Here is a 24,820-nt window from a genome sequence, read left to right as displayed (position 1 = left end):
CAGGTGCGTCCCGATCAAGCGCCACCTGCATCAACATGAACAAGTGAGAATCCAATGGATACGAAATCTGATACTGTCGACACCATCCGCCGTCCGGTCCGAGGGGCGCAAGCGCCACCGATGAACCGGAATCGCCCGACCCGAGCGCTGCCGAAAACGCCGGCCAACCGCCAGCCGTCGGCGGTGGTTTATTGCGAGGGGAATTTCGCGCAGATTGATGGCAAAACGGCGAATGGCCTTGTCCGCCATTCGCAAGCCTATCGCATCCTGTCAGTCATCGACAGCACCTATGCCGGTCAGGACAGCGGTGCCGTTCTGGACGACAGGATCAACCAGATACCGGTTTTTGCCGATCTGGCCGCAGCAGTCACAGATGCTGTCGCCATTCCCGATACGCTGATCTATGGCATGGCACCGTCGACAGGGCGACTTTCGACCGCGGATCGGGGCGTTGTTTTGCAGGCGATTAACCTTGGCATGAACATCGTCAGCGGTCTGCACGAATACCTGAGCGATGATTTTGAAATCGCCAGTGCGGCGGCGGCACGGCATGTCACCATCCGCGACATCCGCAAGCCGAAACCAAGCAAGGACATGCGCCTGTTCGATGGGCGTGTCGCGAGTGTAAAAGCGCTGCGGATCGCGGTTCTGGGCACCGACTGCGCTATCGGCAAGCGGACGACAGCAACCGTTCTGGCGCGCGCCCTGAATGCGAAGGGCATCAAAACAGTGCTTGTCGGCACGGGTCAGACAGGCCTGATGCAGGGCGCGAAATACGGCATCGCCATGGATGCTGTGCCACCGCAGTTCTGCTGCGGAGAGCTTGAGGGCGCGATTCTGGCGGCGTCTGACGGCGAACAGCCCGATGTGATCCTGATCGAAGGGCAGGGCGCGCTGAGCCACCCGGCCTTTTGTACCTCTGCCTTCATCCTGAGGGGGAGCCAGCCCGATGCGGTCATCCTTCAGCACGCGCCGAAACGCGCCCATCGCTGCGATTTCCCCGATATGGCGATGCCCACGGCAGCCAGCGAGATCACCTTGATCGAAGCCTTCGCAGATACAAAGGTGATCGGCGTTACGCTTAATCACGAGGGGATGTCGGAGGCCGAGATCACCGACACCATCGTGGACCTGTCGCACACCCTCGGCCTGCCTGTCACAGATGCTTTGGCACGTCCGGCCGCTGACCTGCTTGCCATGGTCACTGCCGCCTATCCGGCGTTGACGCAAAGGCCCGCCGTGGCGGCGATATGACCTGCCCGCGCATCGAGGTGGACCTGTCGAGGATACAGGCCAATACGCGGACGCTTGTCCGGCGTCTGGCCCCGCGCGGGATTGGTGTCACCGGCGTGACCAAGGGCGTCTGCGGGCACCCCGCGATTGCCCGCGCCATGCTTGATGGTGGGGCGTCGGGGCTGGCAGAGGCGCGTATCGAGAATGTGCTACAGCTGCGCGCGGCGGGGCTGACCAACCCGATCACGCTGATCCGCACCCCGATGATGAGTCAGGTCGATCAGGTCGTGCAGTGCTGCGCTGCGAGTTATAACACAGAGGTTGCGGTGATCATGGCCTTGGCCACCGCCGCGACCCGCATCGGGACGGTCCACGGCATCATCCTGATGGTCGAGATGGGCGATGGTCGCGATGGCATTCCCATCGAACAAGTGGCCGGTATCGCGCAGCAGGTTACGCAGATGCGCGGTGTCGCGCTTCAGGGGATCGGGGCAAACTTCGGGTGCCTGAACGGGCGCGCGCCGACGGCGTCGCAGATGGCCGCGTTGAGTGAACTGGCGGCTGAGGTTGAGGGCGTGTGCGGCACCGTCCTGTCGATCGTTTCGGGCGGCGGTTCTGCCAACCTGCCATGGGCGTTTGGCGATCACGCAACAGGCCGCATCAACGATCTGAGATTGGGCGAGGCGATCCTTTTAGGGGTTGAACCCCTTTCCGGCGACCGCATCGCGGGGATGCACACGGACGCCTTCACTCTTGTCGCCGAAGTGATTGAAACGGGCGCAAAACCTGCGCCTCTCTCAATCGCATTGCCTAAACCCTTCGCGGAACACGGGCGCAGCCCGCCCGCCCTTGTGGCTTTTACACGCATGATCCTCGCCCTCGGACATCAAGACACCGACATTCTGGGGCTTTTTCTGCCAGAGGGGCTGACCGTGATCGGCGCCACCAGCGATCACCTCGTCGTTGCCACGCACCGCCCCCCGCCGCCTGTCGGGGGCGAGGTGAAAATCCGAATGAACTACACAGCGTTGATGCACGCCATGGCCGCGCCCGACATCCACGTGACCCCCTTGGGCGATGCGCCCGTACGCCCGTCGCGTCCCAACCACGGCAGGGCCGAACTCCTCGCGCCGGCCTGAAAGTCGCCGGCAAGCCCAACCGGCATTGAACCACAAAGGAAACACAAAAATGAGCAAACGCACCAAAGACAACCTGTTCAAAGCCTACGACGCCAAACCGGAAACGGCCTTGGACAAAACAACCCGCGTCGTTCGCCAAATGGTCGACGAAGAGGCCGAACAGCGCGAGGCCAAGAACGCCAGACTGCGCACCGCGCGGCTTGAGCGGGAGGCGAACACGCCCCCCAAAACCGCGGCGAAAACAGCCCGCAAACCGCGCGGCGCGCCCGCCGCCGCGAAGCGGTGATCAAGCTACGTGACATTCCTGTTCCGCTCTGTCGTGACTTGGGCAATAAGCGCATCGAGCGCACAGGAATCGGTGATTGCCGCGCTTTGATATTCAAACCCACCCACCCGTCATCAAGGATCCCATCATGACAAACCCCGAGGGTTCAGCGGAAAAAGTCCACTATATCTGCCAGACATATGTCGAGGTGAAACAGGGGCGTAGTGGGCAAACGGGCCTGAAAATTGCCAAGCAGTTCGAATATTCCACAGCCCAAGAAGCGCAGAACCGCGCCGAACGAGAGGCCTTGTCCGAGGACTGCGCGGGCGCGGACGCCTACATGATCAGCGAAGACCCCGACAGCGGCGAAGTCGCCGCCCCAACCTTCCTCGTGCGGCTGGGCAATGTGCCGGAGTTCGACGAGTTTTAAGACGCTGGGGGGATGATGTGGGGGAGTCGCCCCCCTAAACCCCCGCCGTAGCCTTCACCTCTGCCTCCAGCCTCTGCGCCGCTCCGCCGGGGGCGGCGCCCCAGACGGCGATCCAGCGGTAAAAGATGGGCGTCAGGAACAGGGTGAACACGGTGGCAAAGCCCAAGCCGCCGACGATGACCCAGCCGACGGCGATGCGGGCTTCGGCACCTGCGCCGGAGGTCAGGATCAGGGGCAGGCCGCCAAAGACAGTCGACACCATGGTCATCATCACAGGCCGGATGCGCAGGCGCAGTGCGTTGCGGATGGCGTGGTCGATATCCGCGCCTTCCTCGCGCAGCTGGTTGGCAAATTCGACGATCAGAATGCCGTTCTTGGCCATGACCCCGATCAACATCACAAGTCCGATCTGGCTGTAATAATTCAGCGATCCGCCGCTGATCGAAATGGCCATGACGGCAGCGGCAAGGCCGAAGGGCACGGTCATCATGATCACGACCGCGCTGGCAAAACTTTCGAATTGCGCGGCGAGGACCAGAAGGACCACGATCAGCGCGACGCCAAACACAAGGTACATGCCGGCTTGCGAGTCATTAAGGGTCGCCGCCTCGCCGGTGAATGTGATGCCCATGCCGTCGGGCAGCACCCCGTCCGCGATGGCAAGCACGCGGTTCATCGCGTCCGACAGGTCCACGCCCTCGCCAAGGTTGGCTTGCAGTGACACCGACAAGGCCCCGCCAAGGCGTTCGATCTGCGCGTCGCTGACCACCATGTCGAGCGATGCGACCGAGGACAGCGGCACATAGGCACCGCTGGCAAGGCGGATATACATGGAGGCGATGTCGGACGGATCGTCGATAGGCGGACCGCCGGGCAGGACGTTGACGTCGACCTCGACATCATCCGAAAAGACGCTGACCGCGACGTCGCCCTGCACCATGGCGCGCACCAATCCGGTGACATCGGCGCTGTTCAGACCCATGTCGCCCGCCGCGCTATCATCGACTGTGACGGCCAGTTGCGCGTTCACGCTGTTGTTGGACAGTTGCGGGTTCAGGAAAGTCGCGTCCTGCGCCATCGCCGCCACGAGGCCGCCTGCTGCTTCGGTCATGTTGGCAAGGTTCGTGCCCGTCACCGCAAAGCTGAGCCCGCCACCTGCGCCACGGATGTTGAGACTGTTTGTCGACCGCGCACTGACCTGCACCCCGGGAACCGAGCCGAGGCGGCCACTGATCTGCGCGATGATGTCCTGCTGGGAAAAATCACGCTCGGCCCAGTCGGGCAAACGCACGATGATAAAGGCCCGTGTGCCGCCGATGCCGATGATACTTTGCACGGTAGCGATCTTTCCGCTTTCCTGAAACGGGTCGAGGATGTCCTCGACCAGCCGCACCTGCGTGTCGAGATAGTCGATGGTCGTGTCCGACGCGCCGCGTGCCTGCACAAGGAAGAACCCGCGGTCCTCTTCCGGTGTGACGGACGAGGGCAGGGTCATCGCGGCCCCCATGGCGATGATGGCAAAGCCGATGGCCACCGACAGCACCAACAAGGGCGTGCGGATGGCAAAATCCATCACCTGATCAAAACCGCGCGCAAGGGCGCTTGGCTGGGCCTGTGTCGCGTTGGCCTGCGTCTTGCCGGGGTCGAGAAGGGCGGACAACACAGGGGCCAACGTCAATGCGGTGATCGAGGACAGCGTGACCGCAAAGGCAAGGACAAAGCCGAACTCGGAAAACACGCCGCCCGCCTGTCCGGGCAGGAACGAGATCGGGATAAACACAGCAGCCAGCGTCGCAGTGGTCGAGATGACCGCAAAGAACACCTCGTTCGTGCCGGAGGCGGCGGCGGCATAAGCCCCCATGCCCGACTTGCGTTTGCGCACGATGTTTTCGACCACCACGATGGCGTCATCCACCACCATGCCGGTCGCCAGCACCAGCGCGAGAAGGCTGATCGTGTTCACCGAAAAACCGGTGATCCAGATCGCCGCAAGCGTCCCCACCAAGGCCACGGGGATCGTGACCGCAGGGATCAACGTCGCACGGGGCGAGCGCAGGAACAGGAAAATCACGGCAACCACAATGCCGGTCGCCATCAGGATGGATTTGCCCACTTCGTTGATGGAGCCGTTGATGAAAATGCCGTCATCGGTTGTGACCAAAAGCTGTACGCCGTCGGGCAATTGCGTGCGCAATTCGTCGACCGCTACGGCGACGTCGCGGGAAATTTCCAGCGTGTTACCAACCGACTGGCGGGTGATATCAAGACCGATGGCGGTTTCGCCGTTAACGCGAGTGTAGACGCTGGTGTCTTCGGGGATCAACTGGACGAAAGCGATGTCCGCCACCTGCGTCGTTTCGTTGATGGGCAACTGATTGATCGTGTCGACGGTCACATCCTTGGTCCCGACCCGCAGCGACAGCGTCTGGGACTCGCTTGTCAGCGACCCGAGTGCGGTATCGTCGCGCAACTGCGTCAGCGCGGTGGAGACATCAAAAATCGTCAACCCGCGGCTGAGCAATGAGGGCATGTTCACCGCCACGCGGAATTCGTTGGCGCGGTCGCCGCGCAGGGTCACCTCGGCGATGCCGTCAATCAGCGACAGCCGTTCATAGACCATCCCCTCGGCCAGTTGGGTAAGCGTATCCAGGCTTGCGTCGCCCAGCAGGGCCAGACGGATGATCGCGTCGGCGTTGCTATCGCTTTTGCTGACGGTGGGGTCTTCGATGTCTTCGGGAAGGGAACGCATGGTGCCGGACACAATCTCGCGCGCCTCGTTGGCGGCGACGTTAACGTCGGTGCCGTCGGACAGGTCGATGGTGATCCGGCTGGAACCCGCGCTGGAGGTGGATTCGATATAGGACAGCCCCTCAAGCGCGCTCAGCGCGTCTTCAAGAACTTGCGTGACTTCGGTGTCGACAGTGCTGGGCACCGCGCCTTCATAGGTGGTGCGCACCGATAGGACGGGGCGGTCCACATCGGGCATTTCACGGATGTCGACGCTGGTGAAGGCCGCAAGCCCCGCAATGATGATCAGCAGGTTCAGCACGATCCCGAAGATGGGCCGCGATACAAAAAGATCGGCAAATCCGGCCTTGTGCGCTCTTTTCTCGAAGCTCATGCGCCTGGACCTTTTGTGTCACTTGCATCGGTAACTTGCGCGCCTTCGCGCAGTTTCGCCGCACCTTCGGCCACGATCTGCGCGCCAAGGGGGGCGTCGGTTTCAATCCACACGCGATCGCCCTCGCGATAGCGGATGGTGGCAGGCACGCGGCGGGTCACGCCCTCTTCGGCGATCCAGATGCCCGCGCCGGTACGGTCCCATGTGATCGCCGTGGCGGGCACAACGGGCAGGGGGTCGGTCTCTTCGGTCATGCGGATGGAAAAGGTCATGCCTGCCAGCAGCAGGCCCTCGGGGTTTGCGATCTCGGCCTCGACCGTGGCGCTGCGGGTCACGCTGTCCAAGCGGCTGTCAAATGCGGTAATCGCCCCTTCGAATATGCGGCCCGCATAGGTGGGGGTGGACACAAGGACCGGCTTGCCCTCGGCCAGCAACCCGATGGAGCGTTCGGGCACTTCGAATGTTGCGAGCAGGCTGCTGGTGTCGTCGATGGTCACAATTGAATCGCCGCTGGTCAAACGGTCACCGACGCTCACATCGCTCAGCCCCAGACGGCCTGCGATGGGCGCGGTGATCGTGCGGTCATCCAGCGCGACCTTCGCCAGACCTACGTTTGCCTGGGCCAGCCGCAACGCGACACGTGCCTCGGACAGGGCCACATCCGTCACAACCGAGGTGCCGTTGCTGCGCAGCCCTTCATAACGGGTGACGGTCGCCTGTGCCTGATCGCGGTTGGCCTCGGCAATCTCGAGCGCGAGACGCTCGGTGCGGTCGTCCAGACGCACAAGCACATCGCCCTTTTCGACCAGCGCATTGGCGCGCAGCGCGGTTTCCGCCACTTCGCCCGCGTCAGAGGCAACAACTTCGGTCCGGCGCAGTGACACCGCGCTGCCGACCGTGCGCAGCACCAGCCGGTAGGGGGTGGCCTCTAGCGTTGTCAGAACCACGGTGGTTGATCGCCCTTGCCCGCGCCGCCCTGCCAGTGCCTTGTCAGGTGCACCGGATGGCGCGGCCGCGTTGCCGTTCCACAGCGTGGCCATCGCCTCTGGCACACCGAAAGCGATGCCATAGGCACCTGAAATCACAAGGACGGAGAGAATGGCATAGATTATCTTTTTCAAGGTCTTCAAGGCTCCTGAACGGGGGCAAGCTGTGGTGGGGATGGGATCGCTCTGGCGTGTCAGATTACCTTCGCGCGGGGCGCGAAAAATCGATGGCGTGATCTGCTGTGGCTGGGAGTGCTTTGGTGGCGTGGGATCCCTTACGGTGCGAATGCTTCCTTATGATACGAGCATCGGATCGGTTTCCGTCGCGCGAAATGCAAAATTTTCCGCATTTTCCGACGTTTATTTTTGCGCGGGGTGCGGCACGGGCAAAACTGGGTGAATTTCGGCGTGTGGGGAATGGCTGGCGCATGCGAAAATACGCTGTTTCAAGCGGGTTTCGACGCTTTTTCCGGAATTGCGCGGGTTGTGAGCATCGCAGCCTGCGCAACGGGCACTTGAGGTTTATCTACCCCAATCACCACCCCAAAGCGCGCTATCTTCCCGCAACCCCTTGGAAAGATGACGTCGCTGCCCCCGATCAGGCTGATTTTCACTTGATCAATTAATTATGTTATCTATCTCAAAAAGTCGCCTTCGATGCATGCGACCCGCCGCATGATTCCCCTTTTTTCAGGCCTTATGGATCCACGCTATGAATATTGATCTGGATGCGATCTTTGCGAATGCACCTTCGCCCTACATTCTGCTGGATCCCGATTTGCGCATGGTCTGGGCCAACAACGCCTATCTTGAGGCGACGGGCCGCACCCGCGAGTCCATCATCGGCCGCCTGCTGACCGAGGAATTTCCCGCACCGCCTGACTCTATCTCGGACGAGATGTTGCGCGGGTCGTTCCGGCGCGTGCTGGCCACGGGCAAGGCAGATCATCTGCCCTTGATCCCCTATCCAATCCAAGCCCCCGACGGGCAGTTTGTCGAACGCTATTGGAGCGCGACACACACGCCCATTCCCGACAAGGACGGGCGGATCGAATATATCCTGCAAAACACCAATGACGTGACCGACCTTTATCGCGGTGAACAACGCGCTGGCCCTGCCGACATCTCGCGTAATGCCGCCCTGCTGAAACGTGCCGAAGCGGTGGCGTCCGAGAACCTTGCGTTGGGCAAGGCGACCGAGTTCTTTCAGGCCGCTTTCGATCAGGCCCCCGGCTTCATGGCGATCCTGAACGGGCCGCAACATGTATTCCGCTTCGTCAATCAGGCCTATACCGATCTGATTGGCACCCGCGATGTGATCGGCATGCCTGTGCGCGAGGCACTGCCGGATATCGACGGGCAGGGGTTCTATGAACTGCTGGACCAAGTCTATCAGTCGGGCGAGCCGGTGACTGTCAAATCCATGTCCGCCACCATTCAGGCGATGCCGGACGCGCCGCCGGAACAGCATTACGTCGATTTCATCTTCTTCCCGCTGAAGGACGAAACCGGCGCGCCCATGGGTATCTTTGTGCAGGGCAACGACATCACGGGCCAGAAGACCGCCGAGGCGGCGCTGACCGCCACGCGTGAGAAATTCCGCACCATGGCGCAAACCATGCCCGTGCACGTCTGGACCGCCGACAAGGATGGCGCGTTGAACTGGCTGAACGTGCGGGTCTACGAATATACCGGCTTTGTCGAGGGCGAGCTTTATGGCGAGGATTGGGTGCGCGTGCTCCATCCCGACGATCTGGACGCCGCCGTGCAGCAATGGAACGACTCGATCCAGAATGGCAAAAGCTATGAGACCGAATTCCGCATTCGCAAGGCCGATGGGAGCTTTCGCTGGCACATCGTGCGCGCCTCGCCGCTTCGGGCCTTTGACGGAACGCTGACGGGCTGGGTCGGGACCAACACCGATATCGAGGAACGCAAAAACGCCGAGGCCGAGATTGCCAAGCTGAACGCGACACTCGAAGACCGTGTAGAGACGCGCAATCAGGAACTGATCAAGCTGAACGAGGAGCTTCGCCAAAGCCAGAAGCTGGAGGCGATTGGCGGCCTTGCTGGCGGTATTGCCCACGATTTCAACAACCTGCTTCAGGTGGTGATGGGCAACCTGCAAAGCGCGATGCGCGGCATGCCCAAGGATTCGCCGGTCCAGAACCGTCTGGATCAGGCCGTGACCAGCGTGAAACGTGGTGCGACACTGGCCTCGCAACTGCTGTCCTTTGCGCGGAAGCAACCGCTGGCGCCGGTGGTCATTCGTCTGAACCGATTGATCGAAGGTTCGCTTGAAATCCTGCACAGCGCCGTGGGCGAAGGGGTCGCGCTTGAGACCCGTTTTCAGGACGATCTGTGGAACACGAATATCGACCCTGCCAGCATGGAAAACGCCCTGCTGAACCTTGTGATTAACGCGCGCGACGCGATGGAGGGCAAGGGGACGCTGACCATCGAGGCGTGCAATGCGACCCTCAATTCCGTCGATGCCAAAGCGCCCGCCCATGCGGTGTCCGGCGAATATGTCCGCCTGTCCGTGACCGATACGGGCTGCGGCATGTCACCCGAGGTCGCCCAGCGTATTTTCGAGCCGTTCTTTACCACCAAGTCGAACGGGCGCGGCACCGGTCTGGGCCTGTCGATGGCCTATGGCTTTGCCAAGCAGTCGGGCGGTCACATGACCCTCGACAGCACCTTGGGCAAAGGCACCACGATGAACATCTATCTGCCACGCTCGTTCGAGGACGCGCAGGCACTGGAGCCTGCGGCTGACTACGGCATGACCGGCGGGACCGAGACGATCCTGTTGGTCGAAGATGACGACGACGTGCGTGATACGGCCAGCCATTTGCTGAGCGAACTGGGCTATACCGTTCTGCAAGCGGGCGATGCCGAACAGGCGCTGAGCCTCCTTGATGCTACGCCGAAGATTGATCTTTTGTTCACCGATGTGGTCATGCCGGGCAAGATGAACGGCCATGAACTGGCCCAGCATGTGCAGGGTTTGCGCCCCGATCTGCCGGTGCTGTTCACGTCGGGTTTTGTGCAGGATGCGGTGCTGCATGACGGGCGTCTGATCGACGGGCTGCAATTGATCGACAAGCCCTATACCCATGTCGAACTGGCGCAGAAAGTGCGTCAGGTTCTTGGCGGCGAAGGTATCCCGCTGCCCGACGCGCCTGACGCGACAGTGGCACGTGACAAGTCCACGCCAGAGGTCGAGGCCGAGGTGGACCGCGACGGTCTACGCGTGCTGCTGTGCGAGGATGACGCCATCATCCGCATGGATCTGGCCGAAGCGCTGCGCGAAGCCGGACACGAGGTGTACGAGGCCGGAACTGTCGCAGGCGCGCTGGACCTGTTGCGGTCGGAAAATCCCGATCTGCTCATAACCGATGTCGGCTTGCCCGACCGCACGGGCGAGGATTTGGCCCAAGATGCGCGCAGCGTGAACAGTGACCTGCCGGTAATCTTTGCCACGGGTGGCGTCGACGTGCCCGCGGCCTTGACGCTGGGCAATTGCAAGGTGCTGACGAAACCCTTTGCCAATGCGGTCCTGCTTGAGGCGATCAATACCGTAATGCGCAACGAGGCACTGGTGTCCTGATACGTACCTTGTCGCTCAGCCCTCTTGCTGGCGCAGCGCATCCAGCAGGTCGGCCTGACTGACCGGCTTGGCCAGCATGGACAGACGCCCATTGTGCCATGGCGGCAGCGCCCCCGCCTCTGGCAGGCGTGACGAGATCAGGATTGCACGGGCGTCAGGGTTCGCTTCCAGCACGGTGCGGATCAGCTCCAACCCCGTGTGCCCGTGATCAAGGTTCAGGTCGGACACGATCAGCGCAAGCGCAGGGCCGGTGGTGATCAGGCGGCGCGCTTGGGCAAAGCTGGTCGCGAGGGCGGTGTCATACCCGAAAGAGGATAGAGCCGCTTGAACCGCCTTGGCCGTGGCGGGCGTGTCATCCACCACCAGTGCATGACCTGTCCGAACGGCGTCAATCGGCGTGTGCGGCAGGGCGGGGGACAGGGGGAAGCGGATCGTAATCTCGGTTCCGTCCCCGAGGGCCGACTGGATGTCCATCTGCCCGCCCGACTGGGTGACAAATCCGTAGACCATCGACAGGCCCAGCCCCGTGCCCTCGCCATTCGGGCGGGCGGTAAAAAACGGCTCGGACGCGCGGCGGCATGTGTCGGCGTCCATGCCCGCGCCATCATCCCTGATCCGCAGAACGGCTTGGCCTGACTGTGCGCTAAGGCTGACCCAGATATTGCCCGACCTCGTGATTGCCTGTGCGGCATTCATGCACACATTCAACAGCGCGCTTTCCAACTGGCCTGGGTCAAGCGTGACATTGAGGGGCGCATGGCCAAGATCAAGATGCAGCGCCACCGTGTCGGGCAGGGCGATGTCGAGCAGATCGACCATGCCCTCCACCAATGATCCGACATCGACCACCTCGGGATCGAGGTGCTGCTTGCGGGCAAAGGCGACCAGCCGTTCGGTCATCGACACGCCCAGATCAACAGCGGTGCGGATACGGCCCAGATGGATCGGCGCGGCGGTTTTCGAGGCGGTTTCGAGCAGATGCAGGTTGCCCGAGATTGTGGACAGGATGTTGCCGAAATCATGCGCAACCTCGCCCGTGACCTTGCCAAGGGATTCCACCCGCCGGATTTCTTCAAGCCGGTCGTCTATGCGCTTGCGCTCGGTCGCTTCGGACAGCAGCCAGACCGACCGCCCGTCGGGCAATTGCGATTTGCGCACTTCCAGCACATCGCCCGAGGGGGTGGTGTATTCTTCGAACCCGCCGCGATCGTCGGCGCTGCCTTGCAGGGTAAACGCCGAGGCTTCGAAATATTCCTCCATGCTGCGCACACCTTGGGCGGCGTCGGGGGGCAGGTGCAGCAGGGCGCGCACCTTGTCATTTTCCGCCTCGATCGTGCCGGTGGGCGAAAGGATGGCGACACCGTCCTTGATGTTGCTGAAAACGCTGGCAAACAGCGTGTTCTGCCGTTTGATCTGCGCAGTGCGGCGGTCAAGATTGCGGGCGTTTGCGCGAAAGACCCCAAAGGCGTGGAACAGGCGGCCAATCTCGTCATCGGGCAGCCCCTGATTGGGCAAAGTTGCCGCATGATCGCCCGAGGCAAGCCTGTGCATTCCGTCCGCAATAAGGCGCAGGTTGCGCGTCACATAGCGTGCCACGAACAGGGCCGAGATCACGGCGACACAAGCGCTGAACAGGGCCAGCAGCGCGACGCCCGTCTGCGCCACCGCCAGATCGCGCGAGGTTTGCATACGCGCCAGCCGCAACCGTTCCTGCGCCGCCTGAACCCGCTGCGTCGCATAGGCGCTGATGTCGCCGGACAGTTGGCGGATGCGGAACAGTGCGTTGTCCGCATCCAGTGCCGCCGTAAGGGAGCGGTACTTAAGCTGGAACAGATCGTCGCTCTGGCCTCTCAGGCTGGCCTCAATCTCCCGCAAGCCCTGACGCGCGATGGCCCCTGCGGGCAGGGACGCCCGCGCCGAGGTGTAGCGGCGGCTGAACTCGCCCACCTCGACCATGCCGTTCGCGCGGGTCACATTGCGCGCCTCGCTGGTCAGACGGTTCAAGGCGGCCCATGCCAGACGGTTGCGTGCGGTGGCGTCGGCAAGGTCGGCCTGCCGCGCGAACTTGTCCTGTAGCCGCGCGAGGTCCGCATCCACGCGGGCGATCTGGGTCTGTAGGCTGCTTTGTGGTGATGACACGCGCAGCAGTTTGTCGATGGCAACGCGGATGCGCGCCAGCGGCAGGGACAACTCGTCCGTATCCGCCGACAGCGCGTCGAGGCGGTCAATCGTTTCCAGTATCGCTGCCGCGTCGGCCTGACGCTGGAACGGCATCTGCACCGTCAGCAGAAAGGGCGCGGCCGTCGCCAGATCGGCGGCATTGCGCGACAGTTCCAGCGCTTGGGACACTTCGGCCAGCGTGTCGCGGTGGATGGTTTCCAACCAGTTTTCCGCATTGCGCAGCATCAGAAGGCTGATCCCCGAAATCACCAGCGTCACCGCACACAAGGTCAGGATCGCGAGCGACAGGCGGGCCTTGACCGAAAGGGCGCGAAAGGCGGACGGCATGGGCTAACCGGCATCCAGTTGAAAGAAATACCCTTGCGAGCGGCGCGTTTGCAGGTGCACGGGTTTGGAAGGCGTGTCCTCGATCTTGCGGCGCAACCGCAGGATCAGCACGTCGATGGTGCGATCCACATAGCGTTCCATGTCCGAACCAAGCTCGGACAAAAGCTCGGGGCGCGAAATGACGCGGGCAGGGTTGCGGGCGAGGTATTCAAGCAACCTGTATTCGCCATTGGTCAGCGGGATTTCGTGGCCCGCATGATCCAGCAGCACGCGGCTTTGCAGATCAATCCGTTTGGTTCCAAAGGCGATCGTGTGCTCTGGCGCGGACGGCGCGCGGTTGACCCCGTGCCCATAGCGACGCAGCACCGACCGGATGCGCGCCACCAATTCGCGTGGATTAAACGGTTTCATCAGGTAATCATCCGCGCCGGTCTCAAGGCCGATGATCTTGTCGATCTCGTCCCCGACGCCGGTCAGCATCACGATGGGCAGATCATAGCGCGCCCCGATATGCACGGCGAGGTCCAGACCGCTTTCGGCCCGCAGACGCAGATCAATGATTGCCAGATCGACAGGGGGCGGGTCGCCAAGGGCCAGAAAATCCGCGCTGCCTTCGCAGGCCACAGGGGAAAACCCGCTGCCTTCCAGCAGTTCGTACAAGGTCGCGCGGACCTCGTGATCGTCGTCCACAATGGCAACGACGGGCAAGGCGCGCATCTGGTTCTGGCTCTCCACCACTGCGCTGATCCTCCCCGATACACCGCCTCGACAGATGACTGTCCTAAAGTGCGTGTACGGTACAGGTCAATTCATGTCAGGGGAAACGGGTCTGTAACACTGTTAACATAAATCCCCCGCGCTGTAACGCTGTGTTAACACAGCCAGCCTCGCCCTGCGCCTGCACCTGCCCGTAGGGTTGCCGGATCGCCGTGGCAGCGGTTGGAGGACCCTGCCACATTATGCGATCAAATTAGGGAGATTTACATGACGATCAAAGTGACTCATGCAGCCTTGGCTGCAAGCCTTATGGTGCTTGGTGGTGTATCCGCCGTTCAGGCCGAAGACTGTGCGGAACGCGGTGCGCTGGACGCGCTTTATTGCGACGCCAACGGTGACATGGTGGCAGATGCCCCAACCGATCCGGCCGAACTGAACGACCCCAACACACTGGTCTTTGCCTACACACCCGTCGAAGACCCTGCCGTTTACGCCGACATCTGGGCACCGTTCATCGCCCACCTGTCCGAAGAAACAGGCAAAGAGGTGCAGTTCTTTGCGGTGCAGTCGAACTCTGCCGAGGTCGAGGCGATGCGCTCGGGCCGTCTGCATATCGCAGGCTTTTCCACGGGTCCGACACCGTTCGCTGTGAACCTCGCGGGCGCTGTGCCTTTCGCGATCATGGGCGGCGAGGATGGCCAGTTCGGCTATCGCCTTCAGGTCTTCACCCAAGCGGACAGCGACATTCAGGAAGTGTCCGATCTGGCAGGCAAGCGCGTTGCGCACACCTCGCCCACATCCAACTCGGGCAACCAAGCGCCACGCGCCCTGTTCCCCGGTCTGGGCGTTGTACCGGACGAGGATTACGAAGTGATCTATTCCGGCTCGCATGACCAGTCGATGCTGGGTGTTGTCGCAGGCGACTACGATGCCGCCCCTGTGGCGTCCGAGGTGGTGGACCGCATGGCCGAGCGTGGCCTCTATGACCCCGCAGACGTGCGCAAGATCTGGGAAAGCGATCCGTTCCCGACAACGTCGTTCACACTGGCGCATGACCTTGATCCCGACCTTGCCGAAAAGATCAAGAACGCGTTCTTCAGCTTTGATTTCGCCGGCACCACGCTGGGTGACGAATTCGAAGGCGTGAGCAAGTTCATCCCGATCACCTACAAGGACCAGTGGGCGGTGATCCGCGAGATCCAAGCGTCCAACGGTGTCGAGTACACGCCGCAGGGCCTCGCCGCGAACTAAAAACACCCCACACAGCCCGCCCCGATCGAATGATCGGGGCGGCACGCGTGTCTGAGAGGCAAAATGTTAGAAATCAAGAATCTTGTGAAAAGATACGGGAAAGGTGCGCCTGTCCTGAAGGATCTGAACCTGTCTGTGCAGGGCGAACAGTTGATGTCGATCATCGGATCGTCCGGCGCGGGCAAAAGCACCCTGTTGCGCTGTGTGAACCGTCTGGTCGAACCCACGTCCGGCACGATCACGCTGAACGGCACCGACTTTACCACGCTTGGGCCCAAAGAGTTGCGCAAGGCGCGTCGCCGGATCGGGATGGTGTTTCAGGGCTTTAACCTTGTTGACCGTCTGAGCGTGATGGAGAACGTGCAGTCGGGCCGCTTGGGCTACATTTCGACATGGGCCGCGGTCACGCGACGCTACCCTGCCGAAGACATCCGCCGCGCTTTTGAGTTAATGGAGCGGGTCGGGATCGCGCAATATGCCGACAAACGTGCCGACGAACTGTCGGGCGGTGAACGCCAGCGTGTCGGGGTTGTGCGCGCATTGATGCAGCGCCCCGAAATTCTGTTGGCTGATGAACCGACAGCCTCGCTGGACCCGAAAACATCCGAACAGATCATGTCGCTGCTGCGCGATCTTGCGCGCGAGTTGAACCTGCCGGTGATCATCAACATCCACAACGTGACCGAGGCCAAGCAATACAGCGACCGTATCGTCGGCATGCGCTATGGCCGGATCATCTTTGACGACAAACCTGCCGCACTAGATGCCGAGCAGATGGAAGAAATCTATGCCGGCACCCCGTCCGAAGACCGTCAGGAAATCGGGGCGGTCGCATGACGACGCGGACAACATGGCGCAAACCGCCGTTTATCAAATCGCCGCTGGTGCGCTGGATTTTCTTCCTCACGGTCGGGGCCTATGTCGTCGGCACCCTCGCCACCCTTCCGGTGGATTGGGAACGGACCTCCCAAGGGCTGACCCGTGCGGCGCGTATCTTTAGCGGGGCGTTTCCGCCCAGCTTTGAACGCTCCGGTCTGATGATCTCGGGCTTTCTGGAAAGCCTGAAGATCGCGATCCTTGCCACCACGCTGGGGATGATCCTGTCGGTGCCGCTGGCCTTTATGGCGGCGCGCAACATCTCGCCCAAACCGGTGTATTTTCTGGGGCGTGGCGTGTTCATTCTGGCGCGCAGTTTCCACCCCGTCATCGTCGCCATCATCTTTGTAAAGGCGGTCGGCTTTGGCCCCTTGGCGGGGGCGCTGACTTTGACGATCTACTCCATCGGTTTTGTGGCCAAACTGCTGGCCGAACGGATCGAAGAGATCGACTTTGGTCAGGTTGAGGCCATGCGTTCGGTCGGGGCACCGTTCTACAGCACGATGGTCTATGCGATCCTGCCGCAGATCATGCCGCGCCTAGTGGGCTTGGGGATTTACCAACTCGACAGCAATCTGCGCGCCTCTGCCGTGGTGGGGATCGTGGGGGCAGGGGGCATCGGTGCCACCTTGGCCAACGCGTTCGGGCGCTATGACTACGACTTTGCGCTGGCCATCACCATGGTCATCGTGGGCGCCATCCTGTTGTCCGAAGCCGTCAGTGGCGTGATCAGAAAGCGAATGACATGACACAGAACCAAACACATGAATGGGCGCGCTTTACGCCCGTGCAGCGGATGAAACGGTATCTGGCGCTGTTGTTCGTGACCGTGATCGTGGTCTGGGCCTTGGGCAGCATCAACGTGATCTGGGAATGGGTCTGGGACGCGCCGATCCAATTGGCCGACCTGTTCACCCGCATGGTGCCGCCGGACCCCACCAACCTGCCGTCGATCCTTGAAGCGACATGGCAGACGATCAATATCGCGACCATCGCGACGATGATTGCCGTCCTGCTGTCGCTGCCCGTCGCCTATATCTCGGCCCAGAACACGACGCCGAACAGGGTGTGCCTGTGGATTGGCCGGTTCATTCTGGTGTCCTCGCGCTCGGTCAATACGATCATCTGGGCGCTGTTGTTTGTGGCCATCTTCGGCCCTGGCATTATCGCGGGGATCATCGCGATCATGTTCCGGTCGATTGGGTTTCTGGGCAAGCTTCTGGGCGAGGCGATCGAGGAGATCGACCACGCCCCGATCGAAGCGCTGGAAGCCTGCGGCGCGTCGCGGTTCAAGATCGTGCTCTACGGTATTGTGCCACAGGTGATGCCCGCCTTCTTCGCGATCAGCATCCTGCGATGGGACATCAACCTGCGTGAATCCACCGTGCTGGGACTGGTCGGCGCAGGTGGTATCGGCATCATCCTGCAAGGCGCGATTGATACGTTCCAGTGGCAGGAAGTATCGATGGTTCTGATCACGATCCTTGCCCTTGTCATCACCGGCGAGGTGATATCCTCCGCCCTGCGCAAGAAGTTGCTGTAGGGTTACCTCGGATCGGGGCCTGCGCGGATGTGCGGGCCCCGATTGCCATTTGCGGAGCCTTGCCTGTCGCCCCTTTGCGCCGAAACTTTTCTTGCACGCGCGCCAGCGCGACCGTTAAGGGAGTGTCTGCGGCAACCCGCAAAGGTGTAAAGATGACGAGTATCCAAGACGACAAGGCGTGGTTTCTGGCCCAGTTGAAGCCGAACTGCGCCAAGATTGCCGAAAAGAACCTGACGCGGCAGGGGTTCGAAACCTTCCTGCCGCTTGAGGAAGAGACCCGCCAGCGTAACGGCAAATTCACCACCGCAATGCGGCCATTGTTCCCGGGCTATATGTTCGTGTCCTTCGACGTGGGGCGGGGCCACTGGCGGGCCATCAACTCGACCAACGGTATCACGCGGCTGGTCAGTTTCGGAAAAGAGCCGAAACCCGTGCCGACCGAACTTGTCACGCAACTGCGCCAGCGCTGCGATTCCGAAGGCAGGCTTGTTCCCTTAGAGGGTCTTGAAGCGGGCGATCAGGTCACGCTGACCCACGGCCCCTTCGCCAGTTTCGTGGCCGAGGTTGAAAAGATCGCGCCGGACCGTCGGGTCTGGGTTCTGATGGACATCATGGGCGGTCAACAGCGCGTCGGGGTCGCACCGGAACAAGTGCGCAAGATGTGACGGTTTTCCCAGACGGACGCGCACGGTTCCGGAGTGCTAGAACTGTCGCAGCTTTGTCGCTACCCCGTAAACAATCCGCCGGATTGGCTCAAAACGCCCCTCAATTCACCGCAAATATTGGAAAATTCTGGACTTGCGCAGTGCGCAAAGGCAGGGTGTCGCATATATATCGTGGTAAGTTTTCGAAATGAGGGAAGATATGCGTTTCACACGGGTAATCACCGCTGCCGTCGCAGTGACACTGGTCAGCACCGTTGCCGGCATGGCCCAGCCAAAGATCTATGCCTATAACAGCAGCCACAATTTCTGCCCTGCCGGTTTGCAGCCGGTGACGATGGATGGGGCGATTTGCTGTGGCCAGCCGAACCAGCCGATCAGCTATCAGCAGGCGATGTCGCATCCTGTGGCCAAGCGCAAAGTGCATGTGCGCCGCGTGGCGACACGGCGTGCTGACTGCCCTGTCGGCACCAAGGGCTGCACGTTCGACTGAAGACAGCCGTAACGGAATTAGGGGCGGCGCAGGGTGTGCAACCTTGCGCCGATCCTGTTTGATTAGGTCAAAGCAGCTTCAGATCGCCCGCCATTTGCCGTCCGTCGCGCCCTTCAAGCAGTTCAAAGCCCACTTTCTGGTCATCGGCCAGTCCGGTCAGTCCTGACCGTTCGACAGCTGAAATATGTACAAAGATATCCTTGCCCCCGTCATCGGGTGCGATAAATCCATAGCCTTTGGTGGTATTAAACCACTTCACGGTGCCAGTCGGCATAGTCCGTGCCTCCTTATTGCCTTGTAGTCAGCCCCGAAATGCGGGGCATGTGAACAGGCGCGCTTTTGCCCGCCCGATGTAACAACAGATTGCGCATTGACTGAAAAAATCAAGTCGGAGACTGGGCAAAGCGGTGGGGCTGCTGCTTTAATCAACAAAAATGTGATGGTGAGACATGAAAATCTACGGTTTGAAAACCTGTGACACCTGCCGCAAGGCAATCAAGGCGCTGCCGGATGCGACCTATGTGGACGTGCGCAAGGATGGCGTCCCGACCGAGTTGCTGGCGCGTGCGCATGACAGCTTTGGCGCGGCTTTACTGAACACACGCTCGACCACATGGCGCGGCCTTTCCGAAAAAGAACGCGCCACGCCGCCCCTTGATCTATTGGCCGCACACCCGACGCTGATGAAGCGCCCGTTGATCGTGGACGGCGATGATCTGCACCTTGGTTGGACGCCGCAGGTCAGAACCGCCCTTGGCGTCGACTAGCGCGCTGGTGGGGACAGCGCGCGGTCGAACGAAATCGGCCCCGCGCCCTTAACCACCAACACCAGCAGCACAAACACCCACAGGGCGCGCTGGTCCATGATCAGGCTGCCTGAGGGCGCATCGAACCACGCGCCCAGAACCAGCGCGTCGTCCCATTTGTTGTGGCCGTACAGGTCGGTCAGCGACTGCACCACGATGAACCCGATCATCCCGAGCGATGCGAGGCGCGTCAAAAGGCCGATGATAATCAGCGCGGGCAACAGGAATTCTGCCAAAGTGCCCGCCGTGACCACGGCCCAGTGATAGACACCCAGTTGCGTGGTGTCATAGCCCACGGCCTCCATCACCTTCGGGAAAATCTGGGCATAAGCGCCTAGCGAGGGCTGGAAAACACCCCAGATGCCGTCGCCCACTTTGGTCAGCGCCGAAATCCAGAAATAGACCGCGAGGACGGCGGCAAAGAGGAAACGGGCAAGGGTGGGCAGTACCCAGTCTGCGCGGTCATGTGGCGCAAAAATGCGGGCGTGAAGACGGGCAAGGGCGTTCATGGCATTTCTTTCGGGGGCTTGAGGTCAGCAATCGCGTTATGCCCAAGCAACAGCCCAAGCAGTCCGGCAAGGTCGAAATCGGCGGCTATGGCGCAGGCGATGTCCTGCGCGGTGCCCAGCGTCTTTTGTTCAAGGACGGCGTTGATCCACGCGGCCTGTGCAGGCGACAGGGCGTGCACACTGGGATCGAATTCGGTGCGCAGCACCAGTGCGGTCTGCGCCACGGCACAGGGCTTTTCCGCGCCTTCTTCGGTGTTGTAACGCCAGATATCGACCAGCGGCCATCGCGACGGGATGCATTGCACCGGCGCGGCCAAGGTCAATGTCGCGCCCATCAGCGCCTCGGGCGCCATTGCGGCCAGCCGCGCAGGGTCGAAGGTGGGCGGATCAGCCGCGTGGTAGGACCGGCGCAAGGCCAATTCCAACCGCGCCACATCCGACAGGTACGGGATATGGGCCAGCGGGCCGAAACCCTCCAGAAAGCGCGGCATCGCCCCGCCATAGTGCATCATCAACGGGCTGTCTGGCGGGTGCGCACGGGCAAAGCGCAGCGCGAGCGCGTCGAAATTCTGCGACCCGAGCAGCTTGGCCAGTACCGGAAAGGCAGCGCGCAGCGCATCCACCAGCGCCACCGTGACATTGTTGCGATAAACGTCAAAGCGGCGGGCAGCGGGCTGGCCATCGCCATCCACCAGACCGCTTGGCACAGCCGCCTCGGGGTCCAGAAGGGCGGCGCGGAACTGGGATTGCGGACTGGTCATTGTGCCATGTGCGGGGCAAGCACGCGGGCGGCGCGTTCGGCTTCGGCGCGCAATATGGGCCAGTCGGGTACATCATTGTCCCACTCAACCAGCACGGGCTTGGGCCCGCTGCGCGCCAAGGCATAGTCCAGCAGATCCCAAACCGGATCGGCCGTTTGCGTCCCGTGGGAATCGATTAGCAGAGGCGCGCCGCTGTGGTCCGTGTCCTCATCATGCCCGCCCACATGGATTTCACCCACGGCGTCCAGCGGATAGGCATCCAGATATCCCTGCGGCGTGTAGCCGAGGTTGGTGGCCGAGATGAACACGTTGTTCACATCTAGCAGCAAGCCGCAGCCCGTGCGCCGCGTCAGTTCGGCCAGAAAGGCGGTCTCGGTCCATGTGCTTTCGACAAAGGCGAGGTAACTGGACGGGTTTTCAAGTAGCATCTGGCGACCCAGCTTGTCCTGCACCTGATCGATGTGCGCAGCGACCTGTGCCAGCGTGTCGTCGGTGTAGGGCAGGGGCAGCAGATCATCCAGAAACTCGGCCCCGTGGGTCGACCACGCCAGATGTTCGGAAAAGCTTGCCGGTTCCAGCCAGTCCACCAGCGTCTTGAGGCGGTCCAGATGATCGGGGTCAAGCGCGCCTTCGGACCCGATGGACAGGCCGACACCATGGACCGAGATCGCGAAATCGGGGCGCAATGCGCGGAGCTGCGCATGCGGGCGTCCGCCGTCGCCCATGTAATTCTCGGCATGGATTTCCAGCCATTTCACAGGGCCGGGATCAGCGCGCAGATCGGAGAAATGGGCCGCCTTATAGCCCACACCGGGTGCGCTTGGCAGGGTGCGGGACAGGCGTGTCGCATCCAGCATGGGCCGCGTCCTTTATCGGATATGGGGGATGACGCGCCGGACGAAAAACTGCTCAGTCCGGCGCGTGCATGGGTCTTAGTCCTTAGGCGGGCAGGTCGCGGTCGAGTTCTTCGAGCGAGCCTTCGCGAGGCGTGCCGTCTGCCATTTCGGGCAATTCGATTTCGGTGCAGGTGCCTGCGTCAACCAGTGTCCATGCGTTACCTTGGTAATCCACGGTGGATGTGCCTGCGCATGTGGTGCCGGGACCAGCGGCGCAATCATTGTCGCCAGCCAGCGACACGCCATAGCATTTTTCCTTGCTGGCGGCCTGTGCAGGGTTGGTGGCTTGTGCGGCCAGTGCGGCGGCAACGGCACCGGCGAGTGCGACGGTTTTGGCGGTGTTGGACATGGTAGACTTTCCTCCGGATAGATGTGTGACGGGTCTTCGTACCAAAGTGATACGCCATCTGCCGGAACGTTTACCATTCACAGGGCTGTGTGTCACAGACCCGTTATGATTTGTCAGAGATCGGGCCCGAATTTTTCAAAACGGGCCCGAATGTTACATGGTTGAATGCGTGTAATGTTTCAAAACCGCGCTTAGCGCAGGTCTGGCGGTGTCGCTTCCAGTGCGAGATCACGCACTACGTCATCAAGTGATTGCACGCTTGTCTGCTTTTCCCCGAGGCGGCGAACAGACAGGGTGCGGTCTTCGACCTCACGCGCGCCGACGGCAAGGATGACAGGCACCTTGCCAACCGAATGCTCGCGCACTTTGTAGTTGATCTTTTCGTTGCGCAGGTCGGCCTCGGCACGGATGCCTTTGGCGCGCAGCATGTCGACCACCTCGTTCACATAGTCATCGCCATCCGAAATGATCGACGCGACCACGACCTGACGCGGGGCCAGCCAGAAGGGCAGCTTGCCTGCGTGTTCCTCGATCAGGATGCCGATGAAACGTTCGAAACTGCCCAAGGTGGCGCGGTGCAGCATGACGGGGCGGTGTTTTGCGCCGTCAGCACCGATATAGTTCGCATCCAGACGTTCGGGCAGGACGAAATCCACCTGATGGGTGCCGCATTGCCAGTCGCGCCCGATCGCATCGGTCAGCACGAATTCCAGCTTGGGACCATAGAACGCCCCCTCGCCGGGGTTGAGTTCGGGTTCGATCCCTGCAGCACGGGTGGCGGCCAGAAGCGCGGCCTCGGCCTTGTCCCACACCTCGTCCGATCCTGCGCGCATCTCTGGCCGGTCCGAGAATTTCACGCGGAAGTTTTCAAAGCCGAGGTCGCGGTAAATGCCCGACAAGAAGTCGATATAGACGGCGGTCTCGGATTCGATCTGGTCCTCGCGGCAGAAGATGTGGCCATCGTCCTGCGTAAACCCGCGCACCCGCATGATACCGTGCAACGCGCCCGAAGGCTCATACCGGTTGCACGATCCGAACTCGGCCATGCGCAGCGGCAGGTCGCGATAGGATTTAAGACCCTGATTGTAGACCTGCACGTGGCAGGGGCAGTTCATGGGTTTGAGCGCGTTCACCGATTTTTCGCGGGCGTGTTCCTCGTCCACTTCGACGATGAACATGTGTTCCTGATATTTTTCCCAGTGGCCCGACTGTTCCCACAGCTTACGGTCCACGACCTGCGGGGTGTTCACCTCGACATAGCCGCCCTTGCGCTGCTGGCGGCGCATATAGTCCTGAAGCTCGGTGTAGATGGTCCAGCCGTTGGGGTGCCAGAAAATCTGGCCCGGCGCCTCTTCCTGCATGTGGAACAGGTCCATCTCGCGGCCCAGCTTGCGGTGGTCGCGTTTGGCGGCTTCTTCCAGCATGTTGAGGTGCGCGCGCAGCTTTTCCTTGCCGGTAAAGGCGACGCCATAGATGCGTTGCAGCATGGCACGATCGGAATCGCCGCGCCAATACGCGCCCGCAATCGACATTAGCTTGAACGCATCGCCAGGCACTTGGCCTGTATGCTGCAGGTGCGGACCACGGCACAGATCCTGCCAGTCGCCATGCCAGTACATGCGCAGCGGCTCGTCACCGGGAATGGCTTCGATCAACTCGACCTTATAGGGCTCGTTACGGTCTTCGTAGTATTTCACGGCAACATCGCGGTCCCACACCTCGGTGCGGACAGGGTCGCGTTTGTTGATGATCTCGCGCATTTTCTTTTCGATCAGGCCCAGATCATCGGGCGTGAACGGTTCGGCGCGGTCAAAGTCGTAATACCACCCGTCCTTGATGACGGGGCCGATGGTGACCTTGGTGTCGGGCCAGATTTCCTGCACGGCGCGGGCCATGATGTGGGCCAGATCGTGGCGCACCAGTTCGTTGGCCTGTTCCTCGTCCGCCATGGTGTGGATGGCGATCTGGGCGTCGGTGTCGATGGGCCATGCCAGATCCCAGTGCTGGCCGTTCACGGTCGCGCTGATCGCCTTTTTCGCCAGTGATTTGGAAATGCTGCTTGCGACATCTGCGGCGGTGACGCCTGCGTCATAGTCACGTGCATTGCCATCAGGAAAAGTGAGAGAGATTTGAGCCATATCGGCCTCCTCGTCGGTTTGGCGCCCACGGAACGCCCGATTGCGGGTTATGTTGCAGGGGCGATGTGGCAGGGGATCGGCGCGCCGTCAAGCGCCGCGATGACCTGAGCAGCGGTGCGCGTTGCTGAGCGCAGCAGGTGTAGGGCGCATGAATGCGGTGGGTGGGGGCGGCAGAGTGCGGGGTCAAACCGACTCTCTGCCGTCATTTTGCGACGTTTTGGGCTGGACCTTTGGCGAAAAACCCTTATTTCTTCCCTTGTTCACTATCGGAAACTTTTGCAGGCAAAGGTGGATTTGCAGTGCCCAAATACAACACAACTTTTGAATTGAATGTCTCCGACCTCGACCTGATCGAAGATGCCCTGCGCCGCGCCAAGCTGTCGCCAGCGCAAGAGGGCCAGAGTGACGGGCGCAGCCACGAAGACGTGCGCCAGATCCACGAACTGCTGGGCAAGCTGCACAATCAAAAGACGTTCTACCGCCCCGCACGCGGCACCTATGTCGGCGGCTGATCCGCACGACTG

23 protein-coding genes are annotated in these 24,820 nt (G+C 61.5%); 13 read left to right on the top strand and 10 right to left on the bottom strand.

From position 1 onward, the window contains the following. Positions 1 to 54: 54 nt before the first annotated feature. From AC6GQJ_RS06615 to AC6GQJ_RS06600, 4 genes are all read left to right on the top strand, one after another. Positions 55 to 1,254 carry an N-acetyltransferase DgcN family protein gene (locus AC6GQJ_RS06615; protein WP_500772984.1) on the top strand — a complete coding sequence of 400 codons (1,200 nt, stop codon included), beginning with the start codon at positions 55 to 57 and terminating at the stop codon, positions 1,252 to 1,254. Further along, positions 1,251 to 2,372, top strand: coding sequence for an alanine racemase (locus tag AC6GQJ_RS06610; protein WP_500772982.1), 1,122 nt, complete (start codon positions 1,251 to 1,253; stop codon positions 2,370 to 2,372). The genes AC6GQJ_RS06615 and AC6GQJ_RS06610 overlap by 4 nt, the downstream gene beginning before the upstream one ends. Before the next feature lie 49 nt (positions 2,373 to 2,421). After that, positions 2,422 to 2,658 carry a hypothetical protein gene (locus tag AC6GQJ_RS06605; protein WP_500772980.1) on the top strand — a complete coding sequence of 79 codons (237 nt, stop codon included), beginning with the start codon at positions 2,422 to 2,424 and terminating at the stop codon, positions 2,656 to 2,658. Positions 2,659 to 2,785: 127 nt separating this feature from the next. Continuing rightward, on the top strand, positions 2,786 to 3,067 hold the full coding sequence (locus AC6GQJ_RS06600) for a hypothetical protein (RefSeq protein WP_500772978.1): 282 nt from the start codon (positions 2,786 to 2,788) through the stop codon (positions 3,065 to 3,067). A gap of 34 nt (positions 3,068 to 3,101) precedes the next feature. Here AC6GQJ_RS06600 and AC6GQJ_RS06595 read toward each other — a convergent pair whose 3' ends face one another. Together AC6GQJ_RS06595 and AC6GQJ_RS06590 are read right to left on the bottom strand one after the other, a co-directional pair. Further along, positions 3,102 to 6,188: an efflux RND transporter permease subunit gene (locus tag AC6GQJ_RS06595; protein WP_500772976.1), complete on the bottom strand. Its 3,087-nt coding sequence runs from the start codon at positions 6,186 to 6,188 to the stop codon at positions 3,102 to 3,104. Further along, the gene (locus AC6GQJ_RS06590) at positions 6,185 to 7,309 is read right to left on the bottom strand and encodes an efflux RND transporter periplasmic adaptor subunit (RefSeq protein ID WP_500772974.1); all 1,125 of its coding nucleotides are present in this window, start codon (positions 7,307 to 7,309) and stop codon (positions 6,185 to 6,187) included. The genes AC6GQJ_RS06595 and AC6GQJ_RS06590 overlap by 4 nt, the downstream gene beginning before the upstream one ends. Before the next feature lie 577 nt (positions 7,310 to 7,886). Here AC6GQJ_RS06590 and AC6GQJ_RS06585 point away from each other — a divergent pair. After that, complete coding sequence (locus AC6GQJ_RS06585; RefSeq protein WP_500772972.1) at positions 7,887 to 10,787, top strand: hybrid sensor histidine kinase/response regulator; 2,901 nt, start codon at positions 7,887 to 7,889, stop codon at positions 10,785 to 10,787. A gap of 15 nt (positions 10,788 to 10,802) precedes the next feature. On the opposite strand, the gene AC6GQJ_RS06580 is transcribed toward AC6GQJ_RS06585, so the two are convergent. Both AC6GQJ_RS06580 and AC6GQJ_RS06575 read right to left on the bottom strand, forming a co-directional pair. Continuing rightward, positions 10,803 to 13,295 (bottom strand): ATP-binding protein, encoded by a 2,493-nt coding sequence (locus tag AC6GQJ_RS06580; protein ID WP_500772970.1) that lies wholly within the window; start codon positions 13,293 to 13,295, stop codon positions 10,803 to 10,805. A gap of 3 nt (positions 13,296 to 13,298) precedes the next feature. After that, positions 13,299 to 14,012: a winged helix-turn-helix domain-containing protein gene (locus AC6GQJ_RS06575; RefSeq protein ID WP_500773833.1), complete on the bottom strand. Its 714-nt coding sequence runs from the start codon at positions 14,010 to 14,012 to the stop codon at positions 13,299 to 13,301. Positions 14,013 to 14,279: 267 nt separating this feature from the next. Here AC6GQJ_RS06575 and phnD point away from each other — a divergent pair, with 267 nt between their 5' ends. The 6 genes from phnD (at position 14,280) to AC6GQJ_RS06545 (ending at position 18,837) form a co-directional block, all read left to right on the top strand. Then, entirely contained in the window at positions 14,280 to 15,263 is a 984-nt protein-coding gene (phnD, locus tag AC6GQJ_RS06570) for a phosphate/phosphite/phosphonate ABC transporter substrate-binding protein (protein WP_500772967.1), read from the top strand. A gap of 63 nt (positions 15,264 to 15,326) precedes the next feature. Next, positions 15,327 to 16,100 (top strand): phosphonate ABC transporter ATP-binding protein, encoded by a 774-nt coding sequence (gene phnC, locus AC6GQJ_RS06565; RefSeq protein WP_500772965.1) that lies wholly within the window; start codon positions 15,327 to 15,329, stop codon positions 16,098 to 16,100. Then, a complete protein-coding gene (gene phnE / locus AC6GQJ_RS06560; protein ID WP_500772963.1) occupies positions 16,097 to 16,888 on the top strand; it encodes a phosphonate ABC transporter, permease protein PhnE in 792 nt (263 codons plus the stop codon). The genes phnC and phnE (AC6GQJ_RS06560) overlap by 4 nt, the downstream gene beginning before the upstream one ends. Continuing rightward, positions 16,885 to 17,682 (top strand): phosphonate ABC transporter, permease protein PhnE, encoded by a 798-nt coding sequence (gene phnE, locus AC6GQJ_RS06555; protein ID WP_500772961.1) that lies wholly within the window; start codon positions 16,885 to 16,887, stop codon positions 17,680 to 17,682. The genes phnE (AC6GQJ_RS06560) and phnE (AC6GQJ_RS06555) overlap by 4 nt, the downstream gene beginning before the upstream one ends. A gap of 152 nt (positions 17,683 to 17,834) precedes the next feature. Beyond that, positions 17,835 to 18,347, top strand: coding sequence for a transcription termination/antitermination protein NusG (nusG, locus tag AC6GQJ_RS06550; RefSeq protein ID WP_500772959.1), 513 nt, complete (start codon positions 17,835 to 17,837; stop codon positions 18,345 to 18,347). A gap of 199 nt (positions 18,348 to 18,546) precedes the next feature. After that, positions 18,547 to 18,837: a hypothetical protein gene (locus AC6GQJ_RS06545; RefSeq protein WP_500772957.1), complete on the top strand. Its 291-nt coding sequence runs from the start codon at positions 18,547 to 18,549 to the stop codon at positions 18,835 to 18,837. Between the two features lie 67 nt (positions 18,838 to 18,904). On the opposite strand, the gene AC6GQJ_RS06540 is transcribed toward AC6GQJ_RS06545, so the two are convergent. Then, positions 18,905 to 19,111, bottom strand: a complete 207-nt coding sequence (locus tag AC6GQJ_RS06540) for a cold-shock protein (protein WP_415921051.1) — start codon at positions 19,109 to 19,111, stop codon at positions 18,905 to 18,907. A 175-nt stretch (positions 19,112 to 19,286) separates the two neighbouring features. On the opposite strand from AC6GQJ_RS06540, the gene AC6GQJ_RS06535 reads away from it, so the two are divergent. Then, positions 19,287 to 19,604, top strand: a complete 318-nt coding sequence (locus tag AC6GQJ_RS06535; protein ID WP_500772955.1) for an arsenate reductase family protein — start codon at positions 19,287 to 19,289, stop codon at positions 19,602 to 19,604. On the opposite strand, the gene AC6GQJ_RS06530 is transcribed toward AC6GQJ_RS06535, so the two are convergent. From AC6GQJ_RS06530 to thrS, 5 genes are all read right to left on the bottom strand, one after another. Continuing rightward, positions 19,601 to 20,152 (bottom strand): DoxX family membrane protein, encoded by a 552-nt coding sequence (locus AC6GQJ_RS06530; RefSeq protein ID WP_500772953.1) that lies wholly within the window; start codon positions 20,150 to 20,152, stop codon positions 19,601 to 19,603. The two genes, AC6GQJ_RS06535 and AC6GQJ_RS06530, sit on opposite strands and share 4 nt — an antisense overlap. Continuing rightward, positions 20,149 to 20,913: an HvfC/BufC family peptide modification chaperone gene (locus AC6GQJ_RS06525; RefSeq protein ID WP_500772951.1), complete on the bottom strand. Its 765-nt coding sequence runs from the start codon at positions 20,911 to 20,913 to the stop codon at positions 20,149 to 20,151. The genes AC6GQJ_RS06530 and AC6GQJ_RS06525 overlap by 4 nt, the downstream gene beginning before the upstream one ends. Then, positions 20,910 to 21,770, bottom strand: coding sequence for an MNIO family bufferin maturase (gene bufB, locus AC6GQJ_RS06520; RefSeq protein WP_500772949.1), 861 nt, complete (start codon positions 21,768 to 21,770; stop codon positions 20,910 to 20,912). The genes AC6GQJ_RS06525 and bufB overlap by 4 nt, the downstream gene beginning before the upstream one ends. 82 nt (positions 21,771 to 21,852) lie before the next feature. Next, positions 21,853 to 22,158, bottom strand: a complete 306-nt coding sequence (locus AC6GQJ_RS06515; RefSeq protein WP_500772946.1) for a BufA1 family periplasmic bufferin-type metallophore — start codon at positions 22,156 to 22,158, stop codon at positions 21,853 to 21,855. A 191-nt stretch (positions 22,159 to 22,349) separates the two neighbouring features. Beyond that, positions 22,350 to 24,296 (bottom strand): threonine--tRNA ligase, encoded by a 1,947-nt coding sequence (gene thrS / locus AC6GQJ_RS06510; protein WP_500772945.1) that lies wholly within the window; start codon positions 24,294 to 24,296, stop codon positions 22,350 to 22,352. A 299-nt stretch (positions 24,297 to 24,595) separates the two neighbouring features. Between thrS and AC6GQJ_RS06505 the strand changes: the two genes are divergently transcribed. Next, entirely contained in the window at positions 24,596 to 24,808 is a 213-nt protein-coding gene (locus AC6GQJ_RS06505; protein ID WP_500772943.1) for a hypothetical protein, read from the top strand. Positions 24,809 to 24,820: the final 12 nt, after the last annotated feature.

The organism is Tateyamaria sp. 7Alg 36 (assembly GCF_059882455.1).
This window is presented reverse-complemented; position numbering and strand designations above follow the sequence as displayed.

Bases quoted from the DNA above. Each gene is read 5' to 3' on its own strand.
- AC6GQJ_RS06615 (WP_500772984.1), top strand. From the start codon at position 55: ATGGATACGAAATCTGATACTGTCGACACCATCCGCCGTCCGGTCCGA.
- AC6GQJ_RS06610 (WP_500772982.1), top strand. From the start codon at position 1,251: ATGACCTGCCCGCGCATCGAGGTGGACCTGTCGAGGATACAGGCCAAT.
- AC6GQJ_RS06605 (WP_500772980.1), top strand. From the start codon at position 2,422: ATGAGCAAACGCACCAAAGACAACCTGTTCAAAGCCTACGACGCCAAA.
- AC6GQJ_RS06600 (WP_500772978.1), top strand. From the start codon at position 2,786: ATGACAAACCCCGAGGGTTCAGCGGAAAAAGTCCACTATATCTGCCAG.
- AC6GQJ_RS06595 (WP_500772976.1), bottom strand. From the start codon at position 6,188: ATGAGCTTCGAGAAAAGAGCGCACAAGGCCGGATTTGCCGATCTTTTT.
- AC6GQJ_RS06585 (WP_500772972.1), top strand. From the start codon at position 7,887: ATGAATATTGATCTGGATGCGATCTTTGCGAATGCACCTTCGCCCTAC.
- AC6GQJ_RS06580 (WP_500772970.1), bottom strand. From the start codon at position 13,295: ATGCCGTCCGCCTTTCGCGCCCTTTCGGTCAAGGCCCGCCTGTCGCTC.
- AC6GQJ_RS06575 (WP_500773833.1), bottom strand. From the start codon at position 14,012: ATGCGCGCCTTGCCCGTCGTTGCCATTGTGGACGACGATCACGAGGTC.
- phnD (WP_500772967.1), top strand. From the start codon at position 14,280: ATGACGATCAAAGTGACTCATGCAGCCTTGGCTGCAAGCCTTATGGTG.
- phnC (WP_500772965.1), top strand. From the start codon at position 15,327: ATGTTAGAAATCAAGAATCTTGTGAAAAGATACGGGAAAGGTGCGCCT.
- phnE (WP_500772963.1), top strand. From the start codon at position 16,097: ATGACGACGCGGACAACATGGCGCAAACCGCCGTTTATCAAATCGCCG.
- phnE (WP_500772961.1), top strand. From the start codon at position 16,885: ATGACACAGAACCAAACACATGAATGGGCGCGCTTTACGCCCGTGCAG.
- nusG (WP_500772959.1), top strand. From the start codon at position 17,835: ATGACGAGTATCCAAGACGACAAGGCGTGGTTTCTGGCCCAGTTGAAG.
- AC6GQJ_RS06545 (WP_500772957.1), top strand. From the start codon at position 18,547: ATGCGTTTCACACGGGTAATCACCGCTGCCGTCGCAGTGACACTGGTC.
- AC6GQJ_RS06540 (WP_415921051.1), bottom strand. From the start codon at position 19,111: ATGCCGACTGGCACCGTGAAGTGGTTTAATACCACCAAAGGCTATGGA.
- AC6GQJ_RS06535 (WP_500772955.1), top strand. From the start codon at position 19,287: ATGAAAATCTACGGTTTGAAAACCTGTGACACCTGCCGCAAGGCAATC.
- AC6GQJ_RS06530 (WP_500772953.1), bottom strand. From the start codon at position 20,152: ATGAACGCCCTTGCCCGTCTTCACGCCCGCATTTTTGCGCCACATGAC.
- AC6GQJ_RS06525 (WP_500772951.1), bottom strand. From the start codon at position 20,913: ATGACCAGTCCGCAATCCCAGTTCCGCGCCGCCCTTCTGGACCCCGAG.
- bufB (WP_500772949.1), bottom strand. From the start codon at position 21,770: ATGCTGGATGCGACACGCCTGTCCCGCACCCTGCCAAGCGCACCCGGT.
- AC6GQJ_RS06515 (WP_500772946.1), bottom strand. From the start codon at position 22,158: ATGTCCAACACCGCCAAAACCGTCGCACTCGCCGGTGCCGTTGCCGCC.
- thrS (WP_500772945.1), bottom strand. From the start codon at position 24,296: ATGGCTCAAATCTCTCTCACTTTTCCTGATGGCAATGCACGTGACTAT.